The organism is Acinetobacter sp. Z1, from assembly GCF_024296945.1.
GTDB classification, from domain to species: domain Bacteria; phylum Pseudomonadota; class Gammaproteobacteria; order Pseudomonadales; family Moraxellaceae; genus Acinetobacter; species Acinetobacter beijerinckii.
This window is the reverse complement of sequence record NZ_CP101115.1, coordinates 2,983,589-3,001,199: the sequence shown is the minus strand read 5'-3', so window position 1 is coordinate 3,001,199 and position 17,611 is coordinate 2,983,589. Positions and strand designations below refer to the sequence as shown.

Below are 17,611 nucleotides of genomic sequence, written 5' to 3'. Positions count from 1 at the left end.
TTTTGGGATGAGGGAGGTGAAATAACATCTCTATTACGTTTTAAAAGCGACTTTAGGAAAATTTCACCGTAAAATCTTGTCAAATGCTTTGCATCAATAAGAATGAGTTTGGACTAAGAAGTTTATCTATTTCTTGGGAAATACTTTCACATCGTTGTAATTTTTCATTGATATCTTTATTAAGATTATCCAATATGAATCTTGTTTCCTGAGCTTTTATAACTCCAAGAATATCCATTTTATCTATTAAATAAGCGATCAAAGATATTGTAATAGCGGTTAGCGATCCAACAATTACCGCTGTTACAACAGGAGCAAGTGGCACTAGGAATGGCACGCCTAGAATAAGTTTTTCAATGATTTCTTCAAGTGCTACACCAGCAACAACAATTCCCCCAGCTGCAATTAGCTTCATAGCCTCATGCATTGTCTCGGAAAAACTCATATCAGGTGAAGGGAAAAGAATGAGCTTCAACGCTTTTAAAAGGGAAAATACCCCTTCTCTGATCATCCTAACAAAGCGCTTAGCTGTAGTTACAAACATATTTAAGAGCGTTGTAATCAGGTTTGATATAAAGCCTGATATAAAACCAGCTGAGAAACTTTTTATCACTCCTTTCCATTTATCTGTAATGTTTCGGCCAATGCGAATCAAACGAATCTTGATGTCCTTATATAAACTATCGCCTTCAAGCCCTTTATTGTATGCATCTTTTATTTCAACAATTGCACCTGAAAAAAACTCTATCAAAAGATAACCAAATGCTTGTTGTGCACCCATTTTTGCGCCTTCGTTTACGCCTGTGGTAGCTGAGTTTTTAAGATAATATTTTACTTTATCTATATTATTTGGCAAATGTTTCGCCGAAGTTTCTTTGCCTTGCTGGATCTTCTCCTTTAGTTTCTGCTCATCTATATTAAATCGCTCTTTATTTTCAATTCCAGATTCACTCTTCTTTGACATCCACTCTTCTTTATTAAAATCCCTCATTGATTGATTTATTGAACGATCTGTTAGTGCAAGGTTATCTTCATCCGTCGCAAAGTCAGCTTTTTGTACTGACGTTTGCATAAAGCCGCCATTTTTATGGTGTTGAGATAACGACTCTATATGATCTGGACTTGTAGTATCTGCTTTTGCCATTTTCCCAGTATAAGCATCTTGCACCATATTATTCTCATCCATTTGAGAACGGGTATAGATAGCGCCTGAGCTGTTTTTTCCGGCATTAGCAAACTGCTTTCCTTCACTATTTTTGCTATGGGTATAGTCCTCTCTTCTATAAGAGTCCTCGTCTTTAGCATAAACACCATTATTTGCGTTGTTTATTGTTGTTACATTTCCGCCCGCTTTGTCATAAGCACTTATTATTTTTCCAAGTCCAAATGGACCTGCAATTGATGATATGACGCCGCGCTTCGTTTCATCTACGAGCTGTTCCAATCTGTCTTTGTGGAATGAGGCTCTAAGTTCAGAAAGCAAAGTCTCGACCTCCGCGGCATTTACCTCTACGGAAACGTTAAGATCAGTTGAATAATCAAGGCTTGTCACACGATCACTATCTATGTCTTGGCGAAGAAGATTGTCGACAAGTTCTTGATCAGTAACGCCACGAACGAACGGCAGAGACTGATTTTTCTTTATTATTTCTTTTCTTTTTTTGAAACGATCAATTCTGCTACTCATTATTTATTACTCCATGGCTTATGCCGCTTTAAGCTGATTCCAAGCCTTAACAAACGCCTCTTCTTCTGGCTTTATGCCATCTATTTCCATTACAAACCTAATTAAATCTTCATAGACATCTAAAGACATACCAGAGTCTTTTGCCAGCAAGAATGCTTCTTTAACAGTAGGTGGATTGTCATAAATATCTTGGATTTTTTCTTTTACATCTTTTGGAATGCTCTGAGCAATCATTCCTTTGACAAACTCACCAATTTCTTCTCGCTCTTTATCAGAGAAGTCACCATCGCACGCCGCGCAAGAGACCCCAACAGCTTCCATGGCAATAATAGCCTTGAAATGCTCATCATGAGACTTGAGTTTCTCAAGTGCTTGAGAAAGCTTGTTAGAAAGCTTTTCTATCTGCACATTATTTTCAGCCAGCCCCTCAGCTCTTCCTTCATCTTTTGCCTGTTTCATTTTCTTTTCATCACTGTCTGCCACAGCTGCACCAACAACTCCTCCTACGGTACCGGCCCCTACTGCGGCTGCGATAGTTCCTGCACCTGAGAGTGAGGCGATCAAGGATGCTCCTCCTAATAACGACCCACCACCAGTAAATGGTGCAGCAGCAACAGCACCAACACCAACAGCTACACCAGCTAATACTTTGCCCCACATATTTATCCCTCTTATTTTAATCAGTAATTTTAAATTTGAATGGCCAATGAGAGTTGTGCATTGAATCCATCATATAACTAAAAGATATTATAACTTATTGTATTTTAGCCAGCATATAAAACAGCAATATTTGCGTCAATAAAAAACTATGGGAAATCATTGGTTCTCCAACCGAGATGTATTTCAATGGTCAGCAACTTTCGTATGAAGTTGTTTTTGATGATCAGGACAAGATTAAACGTATTCAACAGATCCAGAATAATCCAGATCTAGTGAAAGAATAAGCGCGCAAAACAATAGCGCTAGAGCTATTGTTTTGGCAGTTCTTTCACAGGACTTCCGCCAAGTGCTTGCATTAATGTCACATACGCATTGTATTGATTCTGCTTGGTTTCAACTAAGCTGAGTCGTGCATTGCGTGTGGTCTCTTGAGCATCCAGTAAATTCTTTAATGCAATCGCACCATTGCGATAACGCACTTCAGTTAAACGTTCGGTTTTATCTGCTAACTCGACATTACGTTGCTGTAACTGTACTTGTTGATTCAGTTGCGTTCGATTTGACAAAGCATTTTCAACATCTGCAAAGGCTTGATATAAAGTTTGACGATACTGTGTAATCGCTTTCTCATATTCAAGATCACTGATTTCAATATTCTTTTTCATATCATTATATTGCAGAAAAGGCAGGCTTAGGCTCGCCCCCAATGTCAAAGCAGGATTCTTCAATAATTGAGTGAGTGAGGTACTCGAAGAACCTAAACTACCGGTAAGATTAATCGATGGGTAGTAACTTGCTTTAGTTGCATCTTTAGTGGCTAAAGTTTTGCGTAGGCGCAATTCTGAAGCTTGTAAGTCTGGACGACGCGATAAAATATCCGCAGGTAAACCTACAGCGATATTTGGTAAAGCATTTCGTGGTAGCTGTTTCGGCTCTTGAATATTCAATTGCTGAATAGGTTGATGCAGCAATACCGCAATGGCAGTACGTGCTTCGACTCGCTGTTGCTCAATTTGACTCAGACTGGCTTTTTGACTTTGAACTGATTGTTCAGCTTGGGTTAAATCTAAACCTGAAACCGCACCTGCTTTATACTGTGATTGCACCAAAGAATAAATTTTTTGAGTAGAGGCTAGATTCTGCTGAATAGTTTGGTAGCGTTCATTTAAATAGCCCAATTGCCAGTACAGTTTCGCTGTCGTCGCAATTAAACTTTGAGCAGTAGCTTGTAAGTCTTGCGCACTTGCTAAAGCTTCCCAACGACTCGCTTCAGTTTGATTGGCGAGCTTACCAAATAAGTCGAGCTCATAGCTTACACCAACACTGGTTGATAAACCACGATCTGATCCATCACCTGAACGTAGATCATAATTATAACCAGTTGAAACACTTGAATTGGTACGTATGCCTTGTTGGTTCTCAGCCAAACCTGCTTGTAAGCGTGCTTGTTTTAACGTGATACCCGCAACAATCAGATCATTATTTTTAGCTAGAACTTGGTCAACCAATTGATTGAGCTGAGCATCATTAAATAGCGTCCACCATTGATCGGTTAGATTCACATTTTTATTTTTTTGTGCATCGTATTGGAACTGCTGTGGCACTTGTACGGCGGGTGCATTGTAAGGTGTTTTGACTACAGCAGAACAACCCGCTAATGATGTGCTGAGGCATAGTGCAAGTGCGATTTTATGTTGTTTGAATAACATTGATCGTCATTCCCTTAATAATTTGAAAGAGTGTGATCATCGAGACAGTGTCTTATCGAGTTCTCATCCATTTTCAGTTTAAGCCTTCGGCTCGACCTACCTTACGAAACAATGTTTCTCATTTCGGGAAAAGTAGGCAAAACCATCGTCATCCGCAAAACCTGTTCTATTTTTTCATTTATCTAACTTCTCGCAGAAATAATATCTTGTTGATACCACGCAGGTTGCGGATGACATTCCCGAGTATCTTATTTCTGAGATCAATTTTTGCTAGTTATTCTCTCGCTAAAGCTGCTACTGGATCGAGCTGAGCTGCATTTCTGGCAGGTAAGAAGCCAAATACAATACCGATTAAGCTTGAGCAGACAAAGGCAGCAACAATGGATGTGGTTGAATAACTCATTTCAATAATGCCTTTGGCGAAGTGCCCAATAATTTGTCCAATACCCAATGAAAGCAACACACCCAGTACTCCACCGAGTAAACAGACCAAAATGGCTTCGATCAGGAATTGCTGCAAAATATCACTTTGTCGAGCGCCTACTGCCATACGAACACCAATTTCTTGGGTACGTTCAGTCACCGATACCAACATAATATTCATCACACCAATACCGCCAACAACCAGTGAAATCACCGCGATCGCTGAGATCAATAGTGTCATGGTTGCCGTAGTCTGTTGGATAGTTTCACGGATACTGTCTGAGTTTTGGGTAAACACATCTTGCGCACCATGACGTTGTTCAAGCAAAGTTAAAATTGCATTCTCAGCCGCGCTGCTTGGATAGGTATCCTTAATACGCACAATAATGCTTCGAACATTGGATTGACCTAACATACGGCTCATGACTGTGGAATAGGGAAGGTAGACATTTAAACTGTCTGAGCTTCCCATAAAGCCTTGTTGCGCATCAATCACACCAATAATTCGGCTTGGAACACTGCCTAACAACAACACTTGTCCAACTGGATTAGTCCCATCTGCGAAGAAGGTTTTTTCAGTATTGGTATCAATCACTACGTCTTGAGTACGTTGAGTCACGCTTTCTTTATCAAAGGGTTGCCCTGATTTAAACGTCATGCCTCGGACATAGAAGAAATCATTACTGACACCGTTGATGGTGGCTGAAGCCTCAGTTTCTTTATATCGTAACGTCAAATTGGTATTGACCGATGGGCTGACACCATCGACATAAGGTTGCTCAGCAAGTGCATCTGCATCAGCAGGAACTAAAGTTTTGGTCTGTGATGCCCTTGAATTATCACCAAATCCTCGACCTTGATAAACCGTGATGGTATTCGTACCCAAACTACTAATATTCTCTAAGATTTGTTTCTGCGAACCATTACCAAGTGCAACAACAGATACAACTGATGCAATCCCGATGATAATGCCAAGCATAGTCAAAAAGGTACGCATTCGATGCGCATTCATGGCAAGCAATGCCATACGAAATGCTTCACCAAGACGATCAAAGAAAGATCGCCAAGCCGAGGTTTTCTTTTGAGTTGTGCGTTGTAGGGTTTGATGTTCTAGAGTTGCATCATTATTCTCAGGGATGTTTTCGCGGTCTGAAATAATATTACCATCACTAATCTCAATGATGCGTGTTGCGTTTTTAGCGACATTAAGATCATGGGTAACTAGAATGATGGTGTGACCTTTGGCATTTAGCTCACGCAAAATACGCATGACTTCAACACCACTATTTTTATCCAATGCGCCTGTGGGTTCATCGGCTAAAATGACATCACCGCCATTCATCAAAGCACGAGCGATAGAAACACGTTGTTGCTGACCACCTGAGAGTTGGCTTGGTCGATGGTGTAAACGTTCTTCAAGTCCCAATTCTGACAGTAATTCAGCAGAGCGTTCTTGTCGACGGCTGCTCTCTACACCTGCATAAATTGCAGGAACCTCCACATTACCTGAGGCGCTTAAATCACCCAGTAAATGATAGCGTTGGAAAATAAAGCCAAAATATTCGCGACGTAATTGCGCCAGTTCATCAGGTTCCAGTTGGCGCGTTTCACGACCACTGACCAAATAGCTACCAGCGGTAGGTTTATCTAAACAACCTAAAATATTCATTAAGGTTGATTTACCAGAGCCTGACTGCCCAACAATGGCAACCAGTTCACCTGCATAAATCTTTAAGTTAATTCCTTTGAGGATTTGTACTGTTCCTTCACCCGCAGGAAATTCACGGGTGAGGTCTGTGACCTCAAGTAATGGTTGTGATGAGTGTCTTTGATCTTGAGTCATATTACATTCTCATCGCACGTTGATTACTTCGTTTTGCAGATTCATTTGAACTATCTGATGCATCAGCAATTACCACTTGATCGCCTTGTTTTAAACCTTTAAGCACTTGTGCAGTCACTCGGTTGTTTAAGCCAATCAACACAGGTTGAGGCTGTGCAGTGCCATCGGCCTGTAATACACGAACCATACCTGTTGATGCCTTACCTTGTGCAATCAGTGCTTTGTCTTGCTCATTTAGGTCTAGACGTTTTGGTCGTTCCGCATTATTAGCATCGTTTGTTTTTGATTGTTCAGTTGACTTATTCGCATTACTTGGGCGCTCTTTACGATTCCCACGTTGGGTTTGAATCGCTGCCGAAGGAATCGTCAGTGCATTTTTAGCTTCTGCTAGGACAATATAAACTTGTGCAGTCATATCAATACGCAGTTTGCCATCTTCATTTGGTACGTCGAATAAAGCGTTGTAGTAAATCGCAGTTGAAGATGATGATGAGTTGGTTGATGAATTTTCAGTATTGATCGATTCAGGTGCAGGTTCAACTTGGCGTAAAGTAGCGTAATGCTTTTTCTCACTATTGCCTAAAGTCGTGAAATAAACGGTTTGTCCTTTTTCAACTTTCATGACATCGGCTTCAGAAATTTGAGCTTTAATGGTCATGGTATCTAAGGTTGCTAACTTAACGATTGTCGGAGCAGTTTGATTTGCGTTAACCGTTTGACCTTCTTCCGTTACAATTGCCACAATCGTACCGTTCATAGGTGCAACAATACGGGTATAGCCTAAATCTTCTTTTGCTGTTGCAAGTGTTAAACGTGATTGCTCAATTTGTGCATTAATTGCATTGATTTGAGCTTGTGCAGTTTTATAGTTTGCTAAAGCTGTTTCAAGTTCTGCTCGTGAGGTTGCATCTTGGCTAAACATTGCTTGTTGACGCTTATATTCAGCTTCTACTTTCGCTAAATTTGCTTGCTGTACTGCAAGTTGCGCTTGTTGATTTTTAATGTTGGCTTCCGCCGTTTTTAAATCATTCTCTTGACGAATGGAATCAATTTGTGCGATCAATTGACCTTGCTTAACTTGATCGCCTAATTGCACATACATTTTTTTGACTTGACCAGAAACCTGAGCACCGACACTGACCATTTTGGTTGCTTCAAGCACACCCGTTGCCAATACTGAGTTTTCGATATCACCACGAGAAACTTCGGCACTGATGTATTGCGGTGTTTCTGCTTTAGGTTTAAAAAACATCCATCCAAGTACTGTAATAATCAGTACTCCGATAGCGATCATAATTATTTTGCGAGGCTGAATTTTTTTAGACGTTTTTTTTTGCATGGCGACAGGTCAAAAATTAAGAAACTGAGCCTAGTATAGAAGTGAAATAAGGATAAAGCGTGAATATTTTTTATCTAGAATGCGGATTGTTTGCTATTTTGTGAATGGGTTAATCGATAAAAATCTGATAAATACTTTGTATTCCTACTTGAGCTTGAGTTGCCAAAGCGACACCACCTTGCTTCGGTAATCCATATTCTCTTGGATTGATTCGGATCAAATGCGGTGCAAACCGCTCACTGAAATAACGTACGGTCGGAATGGCTGTACCTGCACCGATTTCAATGATGATAGGGTGATGATGCCGCTTTAAAAAGGCTTGTAAACGGTTTGCTTGCTGATCGTGCTGATGACTTAACCATGTCATATCATTGAACATTAAAATATTTGGTCGTGCTAACCCGCCACAATTCGGACATTGAGGTTGTTGTCCTAGCCACTGGCATTGTTGCGTATCAATTTTAGGTTGTAATTCTTCAGCAGACCAAATGGTTAGTGTGCAGGTTTTCAGACATTGCAGATGATGAATTGAACCATGACATTCATAAATTCGATCAGGATCGAAGCCTGCTTTTTGAAACTGCCCATCCACATTTGAAGTAAATACAAAATAAGGTAATGCCAGTTGTTTTGAGAGTTGTTTAAGTAAATGGAAACCTTGATGCGGCAACGTTTGGCGATAAAGTTTTAGACGATGTCCGTAAAATCCCCAAGCCAAGTCAGGATGCTGTTTAAAAGCATTCGGGTTGGCAATTTCAGTAAAATCAATTTGTTGTTTGCCTAGTTCAGGATAAGCTTGCCACATACCTTGATTGCCGCGAAAATCAGGCAAGCCTGAATCAACCCCCATACCTGCACCAGCACTAATCAATAGGCTATCAGCACCTTTGAAAATGGATTTGATCTGCTCAATTTGATTTTGGGTTAAATGAAAGGACATAGGCGCATCGTTTTATGTTTAGCCTTAAGTTCATGTTCTATACAGATGGCGTGAATAAACTTTTGCCACAGAGTTCAGCTAAAGCTTGTAGCATTAAATGTTCAGAATTTTCTTTAGACATGCCTTTGATCGCAGCATCAATACGCAATAATAAATCAGACCATGTTAAAAATTGTCTTGGATTCAAACGACGTAAAGCTTGTTGATATTGAGAAACTTTAGTTTTCCAAATGCCAAGTTGAATCGCGTTGTGTGGTTGCTCAAATAACTGCATCAGCAAACGCATTTCTTTGTTTAGCGTCCATAAAATCAAGCTATCAGGTTCACCCGCTGCAATTAGATATTGATAGATTTTCACAGATTGCGCTAGATTTCCTGCCAGTAGAGCATCACTTAAATCATACGTGGTATAGCGTGATTGATCTTGTAAACAAGCATAAAGCTGTTCGATCTGAATCTGTTGAATATCTGGAAAAGTATCCGCAACTCGCATCAAACTGTTTTTGGCTGCAAGTAGGTTGTGTTCATGATGCTGCATTAGCCATTGCCATGCATCATTATTCAACTGGATTCCGAGCTTTTCTGCTTCAATATTTAAAATACGTTGTCGATCTTGTGGATATGTCGCCGTTAATGCAACGACAACTCCATTGGCTTCGATCACTTGAAAGAATGCCGACTTTAAACTATTGCTGTCCTGTTTCGGTAAAACAATCAGCAAGAGATTATGTTCATTATGCTGGATATAGCTTTTTAGTTGTTTTAAGCCATTGGCATCTGGTTTGATATTGCCATGTACTTCAATTGCCAGTTGTTGTGAAAACAATGACAAACTGTTCAGCGCATTAAAGACATTTTTCCAGTCATTTACGCTATTGATGTCATACCGCTGACGCTCAACCTCTTGCTGCTGCCAGCTTTTACGAAACGCATCTAGCAGATTTTGTTCAAGCAACGGCTCTTGACCATGCATGATCCATGCACCGCGAGCTTCTTCAATGCGTTTTAAGGCTTGAACATAATCTAGTTTCATAATTAAGGTTTATGGCTGAGCTTTAGGTAAGCGATTGGCTGCGATTTGACGGGTAATTTGTTGTGCGACATCATCAATTACAATACGGTTTAAATAAGCTTCTTGTTGATTGTCAGTGTTAACTGTTGCCACGTCGTATTGATAGGTACGAGAAGCCGTTAACGTACGAGGTTCTGTAATTTTCTTTCCTTGACGATCTTCAATTTGGAAAGTCACAGTCAAACGTAATAACACTTCCGTCAATTTACCATTGAGTAGCTGGCGGCGAGGGGTGTAATCCAAAACACGGAGTACATAAGCATCATTGGCGTTACTCAGTTGTACCCCTGTTGCGCCGAGATAAATACTCAGTTGATTTTCTAACTCATCGGTATTATCAGGCATCACCAAGGTGAGTTTATTGTAGACCAGTGGTGCAGCGGTTGGGTTAGTGCCTTTTAAATGAAAGCCACAGCCGACTAAGCCTGCACTTAGACCTAAAGTTAATACAACTGCTGCAACACGTTGAACTAAATGCATGCTTTGTCCTTATGATATTCCAACAAATATGGAAGATTTAATCTTGATAAATTGACCACATTTTAGAATCAAAGCCCGTTGAATAACAGCGGGCTTTGATGAGGTTTTGTTTATTGCTTTTAATTCCCCTCTTTTTTAAAGAGGGGTTAGGATGAGGCTAATAACCTCTCCCTAGGCCTCTCCAGAGAGGAGAGGGAGTTTAAGCAGAAAATTAAACCACTAAATTAACAAGTTTATTTGGTACGACAATTTCTTTTTTGGTTGGACCAGTCAAGAATTGTTGCACTTCTGGTAATGCTTTTGCCAAAGACAATAACTCATCTTTAGAGATATCAACTGCGACATCTAATTTACCACGAAGTTTACCATTCACTTGTACAACAATCGTTTGCGTATTACGCGTTAACGCTGACTCATCTACTTGAGGGAACAGCGTCGTATTAATATCAATACTAAACTGCGCCAAAAGTGTTTGACTTAAATGTGGTGCAAATGGCGCAAGTAACGTCAATAAAGTGGTAATTGCTTCACGTGCCACAGCCACATCGTTGTCATCTTTTGCTTCGAACTTATTGCTGGCATTGAGTAATTCCATCAATGCTGCAATAGAGGTATTAAAAGCATGACGACGCTCAATGTCATCACCGACTTTTTGGATGGTTTCATGGGTTTTACGACGTAAATCTTGTGCATCTTTAGAAAGATTTGCTGTATCAATTGCAGTCGATTGATTGCCTTTTTCCAAGAAGCCAGTAGTCAACCGCCAGACACGTTTCAAGAAGCGATTAGCCCCTTCAACACCTGCATCTGACCATTCTAATGATTGATCAGGTGGCGCAGCAAACATCATGAATACACGTGCAGTATCCGCACCGTACTGGTCAATAATCGCTTGTGGGTCGATACCGTTGTTTTTTGACTTAGACATTTTCTCTTGTCCGCCAATCACAACTTCCTGACCATCACCTGAGTATTTCGCAGAAAGGATACGACCTTTATCGTCACGCTCTAATTCTATGTCAGCAGGGTTAAACCAAGTTTTCTTGCCATTCTCTGCTTCGCGGTAGAAAGTATCAGCCAATACCATGCCTTGTGTTAACAAGTTGGTGAATGGCTCATTACCTTGTACCACGCCTTCATCACGCATCAACTTATGGAAGAAACGTGCATAAAGTAAGTGCAAAATTGCATGTTCAACGCCACCGATATATTGGTTCACAGGAAGCCAGCTTTGCGCCGCTTCAGGTTTCACCATACCGCCAGTAAAGTCTGGAGATGCGTAGCGAGCATAGTACCAAGATGATTCTACAAAGGTATCCAAGGTATCTGTTTCACGACGAGCATCGCCACCACAGCTTGGACATTTGGTTTCATAGAATTCAGGCATTTTGTTCAATGGGTTACCAGAACCATCTGGAACCACATCAGTCGGTAATACCACAGGTAATTGATCTTCTGGTACTGGCACTTGACCACAACTATTACAGTTGATCATTGGAATTGGACAACCCCAGTAACGCTGACGAGAAACACCCCAATCACGTAAACGGAATTGAACTTTAGAATTTGCCAAGGCTTGTGGTTCTAATTTAGCAAGGAACGCATCAAAAGCGGCTTGGAAATTTAAACCATCAAATTCGCCTGAATTAACCAGTTTGCCTTCTTTAGAGCCATACCATTCTTGCCATTCAGCAGAAGAGTATTCAGCATCATCAGCACCTTTGGCATCAATCACTTGCTTGATGGCTAAATTGAATTTGTTAGCAAATTCAAAATCACGTTCGTCATGTGCAGGAACAGCCATCACTGCGCCTGATCCATATGACATCAATACATAGTTTGCGATCCAAACAGGGAGGTCTTCACCTGTCACTGGGTGCTTCACATATAAGCCAGTTGCCATACCTTTCTTTTCAGCAACTGCCAAGTCAGCTTCTGCAACAGAACCCATACGGCACTCTTCAATAAATGCCGCAAGTTCAGGATTATTTTCTGCTGCTTTAAGTGCCATTGGATGTTCTGCTGCAACCGCAACATAGGTCACACCCATTAAGGTATCAGCACGTGTGGTATAAACAGTTAAACTATCAGCATAAATTTCAGTATTTGCAGAAGGGAAAGTAATATCCATCCCTGTAGAACGACCAATCCAATTACGTTGCATGGTCAAGACTTGTTGCGGCCAGCCGTCTTTCAAGGTGTCCAAATCGTCTAATAATTCTTGTGCATAGTCGGTAATGCGGAAGTAGTACATTGGGATATCACGTTTTTCAACCAATGCACCTGAACGCCAACCACGACCATTTTCAACTTGTTCATTCGCAAGTACAGTTTGGTCAACTGGGTCCCAGTTTACGGTTGAAAGCTTACGATAGATCAAGCCTTTCTTATAGAGCTGGACAAATAACCATTGTTCCCAGTGATAGTATTCTGGTGTACAGGTCGCAAATTCGCGATCCCAATCCACAGACAAGCCCAATTTTTTTAATTGGTCACGCATGTAGGCAATATTTTCAAAAGTCCATTTTGCAGGTGCAACTTGATGGGCTATTGCTGCATTTTCAGCAGGTAAACCAAACGCATCCCAACCCATTGGTTGTAATACCGTTTCACCTTTTAAACGATAAAAACGGCTGATCACATCACCAATGGTGTAGTTACGCACATGCCCCATATGCAGTTTGCCACTTGGATAGGGGAACATCGATAGGATATAGCGATGCTTGCCCTCTACAGTGTCTGCAACTTTGAAAACTTTGCGATTGTCCCAGTCTTGTTGAACTTGAGGCTCAATGGCACTTGCTTGATATTCGGAGTCAATGTGAGAAGTCGTCATAGGGATATGCGATACAACAAAAATTAAAGTTAAGATTGCCGCACAGCATAGCGCAAAATAGGGGCGAATGTCAGTTTTTAGCTGAGGATTTTATCTTCAAGGTGGTCATGCAACCACCTTGGTTTTATATACTTAATGTATTTTAGCGATCTGAATGGGATGAGCTTGACTCAGATTGAGGTGTTGACGAGTTTCTTGCCGCCGTTTCAGTCGCTGCACTTGCTGCACGAGATGCTTCTTGAGCTGCCTGTTCTGCTTGATTTGATGCTGTTGTCGTTTGAGATTGTGTAGGCTGACTTGCACCATAAGTCGAAACTTTATCTAAACGTTTTGCACCTTTAGGTGGTGGGGTCGTGGTGTAATGTGTCGAACCATTTTTATCCACCCATTTGTAGTATTGTTGAGCAAATGTTGAATTTGAAAAAGCTAATAGTGTTAACGCTGTTATTAAGTAAAATGTTTTCATATTTGATCTCCCCAAGAGAATTTTACCTATTCTATCTTTCAATCTATCTTGATTAAAATAAGTAAATTACGATGCCTAGTTTTACCTAAAAAGAAAATAGGTTTTGGACAAAAGGGCGGTAAAAATGACTAAAATATTTTGTGAAATGTGTTTAAAAAAACAACAGCCAAAAAATATTCGTTAAAAACCTTTTCTTAGTTCTTGACTTTGCTTATGAAAGAAACAAGAATGCTTTCTCAAGTTTTATATGTGTTTATTTGATCACCCTTCGAATAAATGTCATGGCTTGCAATGGACATTCTTTCTAGCCGAGAGAATGCTGTTTTGAAATTTGCTTATCCCAGCATATTTTGATTCGAGATGTCATCAAGTTTATACGGCTGATGAGTCTCAGAAAATTTTTCCTATTGCAGCAAAAACGAGTAGAATACGCACAGTTATAAGAAGTGCAAAAGTTAATGAATGAAACACAATTTATGTCTCCCATAAATTGTGCAAAATACTAGGGTGAATCACGTTGGAACTTTTATCTGGTGGTGAAATGCTCGTTCGTGCGCTTGCGGACGAAGGCGTAGAGCATGTTTTTGGGTATCCAGGCGGCGCTGTATTACATATTTATGATGCGCTATTTCAACAAGACAAAATCAACCATTACCTCGTACGTCATGAGCAAGCTGCTGGTCACATGGCAGATGCATACTCACGCGTAACGGGTAAGACAGGTGTTGTACTGGTCACTTCTGGGCCTGGCGCAACCAATACCGTCACTCCAATTGCTACAGCCTATATGGACTCAATCCCAATGGTGATTTTGTCTGGTCAGGTTGCAAGCCATTTGATTGGAGAGGATGCATTCCAAGAAACGGATATGGTTGGTATTTCTCGTCCAATCGTAAAGCATAGTTTCCAAGTGCGTCACGCGAGCGAAATTCCTGCAATTATTAAGAAAGCATTTTATATCGCGTCTTCTGGCCGTCCAGGTCCAGTGGTTATTGATATTCCAAAAGATGCAACCAATCCAGCCGAAAAATTTGCTTACGAATATCCTGAAAAAGTGAAGATGCGCTCATATCAGCCGCCTTCTCGTGGTCATTCTGGTCAAATCCGCAAAGCGATTGATGAACTCATTACTGCAAAACGCCCAATGATTTATACGGGCGGTGGTGTTGTTCAAGGTAATGCATCCGCTTTATTGACTGAACTTGCACATTTATTAGGCTATCCAGTCACCAACACCTTGATGGGTTTAGGTGCTTTCCCTGGTAATGATCCACAATTCGTGGGTATGTTAGGGATGCATGGTACTTATGAAGCCAATATGGCAATGCATAATGCTGACGTGATTTTGGCAATTGGTGCGCGTTTTGATGACCGCGTGACTAATAACCCTGCAAAATTCTGTCTCAATGCGAAAGTGATTCATATTGATGTAGACCCAGCAACAATCTCTAAGACGATCATGGCGCACATTCCAATTGTGGGTGCTGTTGAACCAGTTCTTCAAGAAATGTTAGCTCAGTTGAAGCAGATGAATGTTTCTAAACCAAATCCAGAAGCGATTGCTGATTGGTGGTCTCAGATTAACGAATGGCGTAAAGTTCATGGTTTACGCTATGAACCTGCTCAAAATGGTGAAATGAAACCACAACAAGTGGTTGAAGCGCTTGATCGTGTAACCAATGGTGAAGCGATTATTACCTCTGACGTAGGTCAGCACCAAATGTTTGGTGCAAACTACTATAAATACAAACGTCCACGCCAATGGATTAACTCTGGTGGTCTAGGCACGATGGGTGTGGGTTTACCGTATGCAATGGCAGCGAAGCTTGCATTCCCAGACCAACAAGTAGTGTGTATCACAGGAGAAGCATCAATCCAGATGTGTATCCAGGAATTATCAACATGTAAGCAATATGGCTTGAATGTGAAAATTCTTTGCTTAAATAACCAAGCTTTAGGCATGGTGAAGCAGTGGCAAGATATGAATTATGAAGGACGTCATTCAAGTTCTTATGTAGATTCATTACCTGATTTTGCAAAATTAATGGAAGCTTATGGTCATGTAGGCATTCAAATTAATCATGCAGATGAGTTGGAATCTAAACTTGCTGAAGCAATGGCGATTAATGATAAGTGTGTTTTCATTAATGTCATGGTTGATCGTACAGAGCATGTGTATCCAATGTTGATTGCTGGGCAATCGATGAAAGATATGTGGTTAGGCAAAGGGGAGCGTACATAATGAGACACATTATTTCTGTACTCGTTGAAAATGAAGCAGGTGCGCTTTCTCGTTTGGTGGGATTATTCTCTCAACGTAATTACAACATTGAAACACTCAATGTTGCACCAACTGAAGATGAAACCTTATCTCGTTTGACGCTTACCACTTATGGTGATGATCATAAAATTGAACAAATCACCAAACAACTCAACAAATTAGTTGAAGTGGTTAAAGTGGTTGATCTTTCAGAAGGTTCACATATTGAACGTGAATTGATGTTGATCAAAGTCAAAGCTTTAGGTGCTGCTCGTGCTGAAATTAAGCGCACCGCAGACATCTTCCGAGCGCAAATTGTTGATGTGACACCAACCACATATACGATTCAAATTGCAGGAACCACTGACAAGATTGATGGTTTTATTGATGCTTTAGCTGAAAATACGATTCTTGAAGTTGTGCGTTCTGGTGTATCCGGCATTGCGCGTGGTGAAAAAGTTCTAACTATTTAATAACCTCCTCAATTCTTCCTATAGACATGCAAGAATTGAGGGTTAAAAAGATCTGTCCTTGTACAACAAGGGAAATGACAAAATTTTAGCGGAGAAAACAGATGCAAATTTTTTACGATAAAGACTGTGACTTATCAATCATCCAAGGCAAGAAAGTTGCAATTATTGGTTATGGTTCACAAGGTCATGCTCACGCACTTAACTTGAAAGATTCAGGTGTAGACGTAACTGTTGGTTTACGTGCTGGTTCTACTTCATGGAAAAAAGCTGAAAATTCTGGTCTTAAAGTATCAGAAGTTCCTGCTGCAGTTGCTCAAGCTGACTTAGTTATGATTTTGACTCCTGATGAGTTTCAATCTCAACTTTATCGTGATGTAATTGAGCCGAATATTAAAGAAGGCGCGACTTTGGCATTTGCGCATGGTTTCTCAATTCTTTATAACCAAGTTGTTCCACGTAAAGACTTAGACGTAATTATGGTTGCTCCAAAAGCACCAGGTCACACTGTACGTTCTGAATATCAACGTGGTTCAGGTGTTCCTGACTTAATCGCAATTCACCAAGATGCTTCTGGTAATGCACGTAACGTAGCTCTTTCTTACGCTTCAGGTGTAGGTGGTGGTCGTACGGGTATCATCGAAACTTCTTTCCGTGAAGAAACTGAAACTGACTTATTCGGTGAGCAAGCAGTTCTTTGCGGTGGTGCGGTTGAATTGGTTAAAATGGGCTTCGAAACTTTGGTTGAAGCTGGTTATGCACCAGAAATGGCGTATTTCGAATGCTTACACGAACTTAAGTTAATCGTTGACTTGATGTTCGAAGGCGGTATCGCGGACATGAACTACTCAGTTTCTAACAACGCTGAGTACGGTGAATATGTGACTGGTACTGAAGTCATCAATGAACAGTCTCGTGAAGCAATGCGCAATGCATTAAAACGTATCCAATCTGGTGAATATGCAAAAATGTTCATTCAAGAAGGTGCGTTAAACTACCCATCTATGACTGCTCGTCGCCGTCAAAACGCTGCTCATGGTATCGAAGTAACAGGTAACAAGTTACGTGCGATGATGCCTTGGATTCAAGCGAACAAAATCGTAGATAAAGAGAAAAACTAAGTTTTAGTTTAATCTTTAAAAACCCTTGTTTCTACAAGGGTTTTTTATTAGTTAAATTATAAGAAAAACTCGTTAAGTTTTGAGCTTTAGTTTCAATAACAGAGTTATAACAATATCGAAATTAAAAAAGCATATTATATATATGTTATATCTATGTCTATTAAAGTAGTTATAGCGGAAATAAAACAACAAAATTGCTGCATTCTTTTATCGTGCAGTTGATTTAAAAAACGAACGAAAATTACGCGATTAAAAACTAAAAATTAGCTGGCAAAAATAAATTAGTCTTTCGGTAAAAAATTGAG

General features: G+C 40.3%; 13 protein-coding genes. 3 read left to right on the top strand and 10 right to left on the bottom strand.

Going from position 1 to position 17,611, the window contains the following annotated elements:
* Positions 1-79: 79 nt before the first annotated feature.
* From NGC85_RS14120 to NGC85_RS14075, 10 genes are all read right to left on the bottom strand, one after another.
* A complete protein-coding gene (locus tag NGC85_RS14120) occupies positions 80-1,687 on the bottom strand; it encodes a hypothetical protein (protein WP_254732009.1) in 1,608 nt (535 codons plus the stop codon).
* A gap of 18 nt (positions 1,688-1,705) precedes the next feature.
* Positions 1,706-2,347, bottom strand: a complete 642-nt coding sequence (locus NGC85_RS14115; protein ID WP_254732007.1) for a hypothetical protein — start codon at positions 2,345-2,347, stop codon at positions 1,706-1,708.
* A 308-nt stretch (positions 2,348-2,655) separates the two neighbouring features.
* A complete protein-coding gene (locus NGC85_RS14110) occupies positions 2,656-4,056 on the bottom strand; it encodes an efflux transporter outer membrane subunit (protein WP_254732005.1) in 1,401 nt (466 codons plus the stop codon).
* A 274-nt stretch (positions 4,057-4,330) separates the two neighbouring features.
* A complete protein-coding gene (locus NGC85_RS14105; protein WP_005059540.1) occupies positions 4,331-6,322 on the bottom strand; it encodes a MacB family efflux pump subunit in 1,992 nt (663 codons plus the stop codon).
* Between the two features lies 1 nt (position 6,323).
* Positions 6,324-7,661: a MacA family efflux pump subunit gene (locus NGC85_RS14100; RefSeq protein WP_254732004.1), complete on the bottom strand. Its 1,338-nt coding sequence runs from the start codon at positions 7,659-7,661 to the stop codon at positions 6,324-6,326.
* A gap of 109 nt (positions 7,662-7,770) precedes the next feature.
* Positions 7,771-8,601, bottom strand: coding sequence for a Sir2 family NAD-dependent protein deacetylase (locus NGC85_RS14095; RefSeq protein WP_254732003.1), 831 nt, complete (start codon positions 8,599-8,601; stop codon positions 7,771-7,773).
* Between the two features lie 37 nt (positions 8,602-8,638).
* Positions 8,639-9,634 (bottom strand): DNA polymerase III subunit delta, encoded by a 996-nt coding sequence (gene holA / locus NGC85_RS14090; RefSeq protein ID WP_254732001.1) that lies wholly within the window; start codon positions 9,632-9,634, stop codon positions 8,639-8,641.
* Between the two features lie 9 nt (positions 9,635-9,643).
* On the bottom strand, positions 9,644-10,153 hold the full coding sequence (gene lptE, locus NGC85_RS14085) for an LPS assembly lipoprotein LptE (protein ID WP_005051468.1): 510 nt from the start codon (positions 10,151-10,153) through the stop codon (positions 9,644-9,646).
* A 211-nt stretch (positions 10,154-10,364) separates the two neighbouring features.
* Complete coding sequence (leuS, locus tag NGC85_RS14080; RefSeq protein WP_254731989.1) at positions 10,365-12,989, bottom strand: leucine--tRNA ligase; 2,625 nt, start codon at positions 12,987-12,989, stop codon at positions 10,365-10,367.
* Between the two features lie 142 nt (positions 12,990-13,131).
* Positions 13,132-13,455 (bottom strand): DUF4124 domain-containing protein, encoded by a 324-nt coding sequence (locus NGC85_RS14075; RefSeq protein WP_254731987.1) that lies wholly within the window; start codon positions 13,453-13,455, stop codon positions 13,132-13,134.
* A gap of 517 nt (positions 13,456-13,972) precedes the next feature.
* Here NGC85_RS14075 and NGC85_RS14070 point away from each other — a divergent pair.
* From NGC85_RS14070 to ilvC, 3 genes are all read left to right on the top strand, one after another.
* Entirely contained in the window at positions 13,973-15,697 is a 1,725-nt protein-coding gene (locus NGC85_RS14070; RefSeq protein WP_005051484.1) for an acetolactate synthase 3 large subunit, read from the top strand.
* Entirely contained in the window at positions 15,697-16,188 is a 492-nt protein-coding gene (gene ilvN / locus NGC85_RS14065; RefSeq protein ID WP_004804329.1) for an acetolactate synthase small subunit, read from the top strand. The genes NGC85_RS14070 and ilvN overlap by 1 nt, the downstream gene beginning before the upstream one ends.
* A 101-nt stretch (positions 16,189-16,289) precedes the next feature.
* Positions 16,290-17,306: a ketol-acid reductoisomerase gene (gene ilvC, locus NGC85_RS14060; RefSeq protein ID WP_004655853.1), complete on the top strand. Its 1,017-nt coding sequence runs from the start codon at positions 16,290-16,292 to the stop codon at positions 17,304-17,306.
* Positions 17,307-17,611 lie beyond the last annotated feature (305 nt).

Bases quoted from the DNA above. Each gene is read 5' to 3' on its own strand.
- ilvN (WP_004804329.1), top strand. From the start codon at position 15,697: ATGAGACACATTATTTCTGTACTCGTTGAAAATGAAGCAGGTGCGCTT.
- NGC85_RS14100 (WP_254732004.1), bottom strand. From the start codon at position 7,661: ATGCAAAAAAAAACGTCTAAAAAAATTCAGCCTCGCAAAATAATTATG.
- NGC85_RS14105 (WP_005059540.1), bottom strand. From the start codon at position 6,322: ATGACTCAAGATCAAAGACACTCATCACAACCATTACTTGAGGTCACA.
- NGC85_RS14110 (WP_254732005.1), bottom strand. From the start codon at position 4,056: ATGTTATTCAAACAACATAAAATCGCACTTGCACTATGCCTCAGCACA.
- lptE (WP_005051468.1), bottom strand. From the start codon at position 10,153: ATGCATTTAGTTCAACGTGTTGCAGCAGTTGTATTAACTTTAGGTCTA.
- ilvC (WP_004655853.1), top strand. From the start codon at position 16,290: ATGCAAATTTTTTACGATAAAGACTGTGACTTATCAATCATCCAAGGC.
- leuS (WP_254731989.1), bottom strand. From the start codon at position 12,989: ATGACGACTTCTCACATTGACTCCGAATATCAAGCAAGTGCCATTGAG.
- holA (WP_254732001.1), bottom strand. From the start codon at position 9,634: ATGAAACTAGATTATGTTCAAGCCTTAAAACGCATTGAAGAAGCTCGC.
- NGC85_RS14120 (WP_254732009.1), bottom strand. From the start codon at position 1,687: ATGAGTAGCAGAATTGATCGTTTCAAAAAAAGAAAAGAAATAATAAAG.
- NGC85_RS14095 (WP_254732003.1), bottom strand. From the start codon at position 8,601: ATGTCCTTTCATTTAACCCAAAATCAAATTGAGCAGATCAAATCCATT.
- NGC85_RS14075 (WP_254731987.1), bottom strand. From the start codon at position 13,455: ATGAAAACATTTTACTTAATAACAGCGTTAACACTATTAGCTTTTTCA.
- NGC85_RS14115 (WP_254732007.1), bottom strand. From the start codon at position 2,347: ATGTGGGGCAAAGTATTAGCTGGTGTAGCTGTTGGTGTTGGTGCTGTT.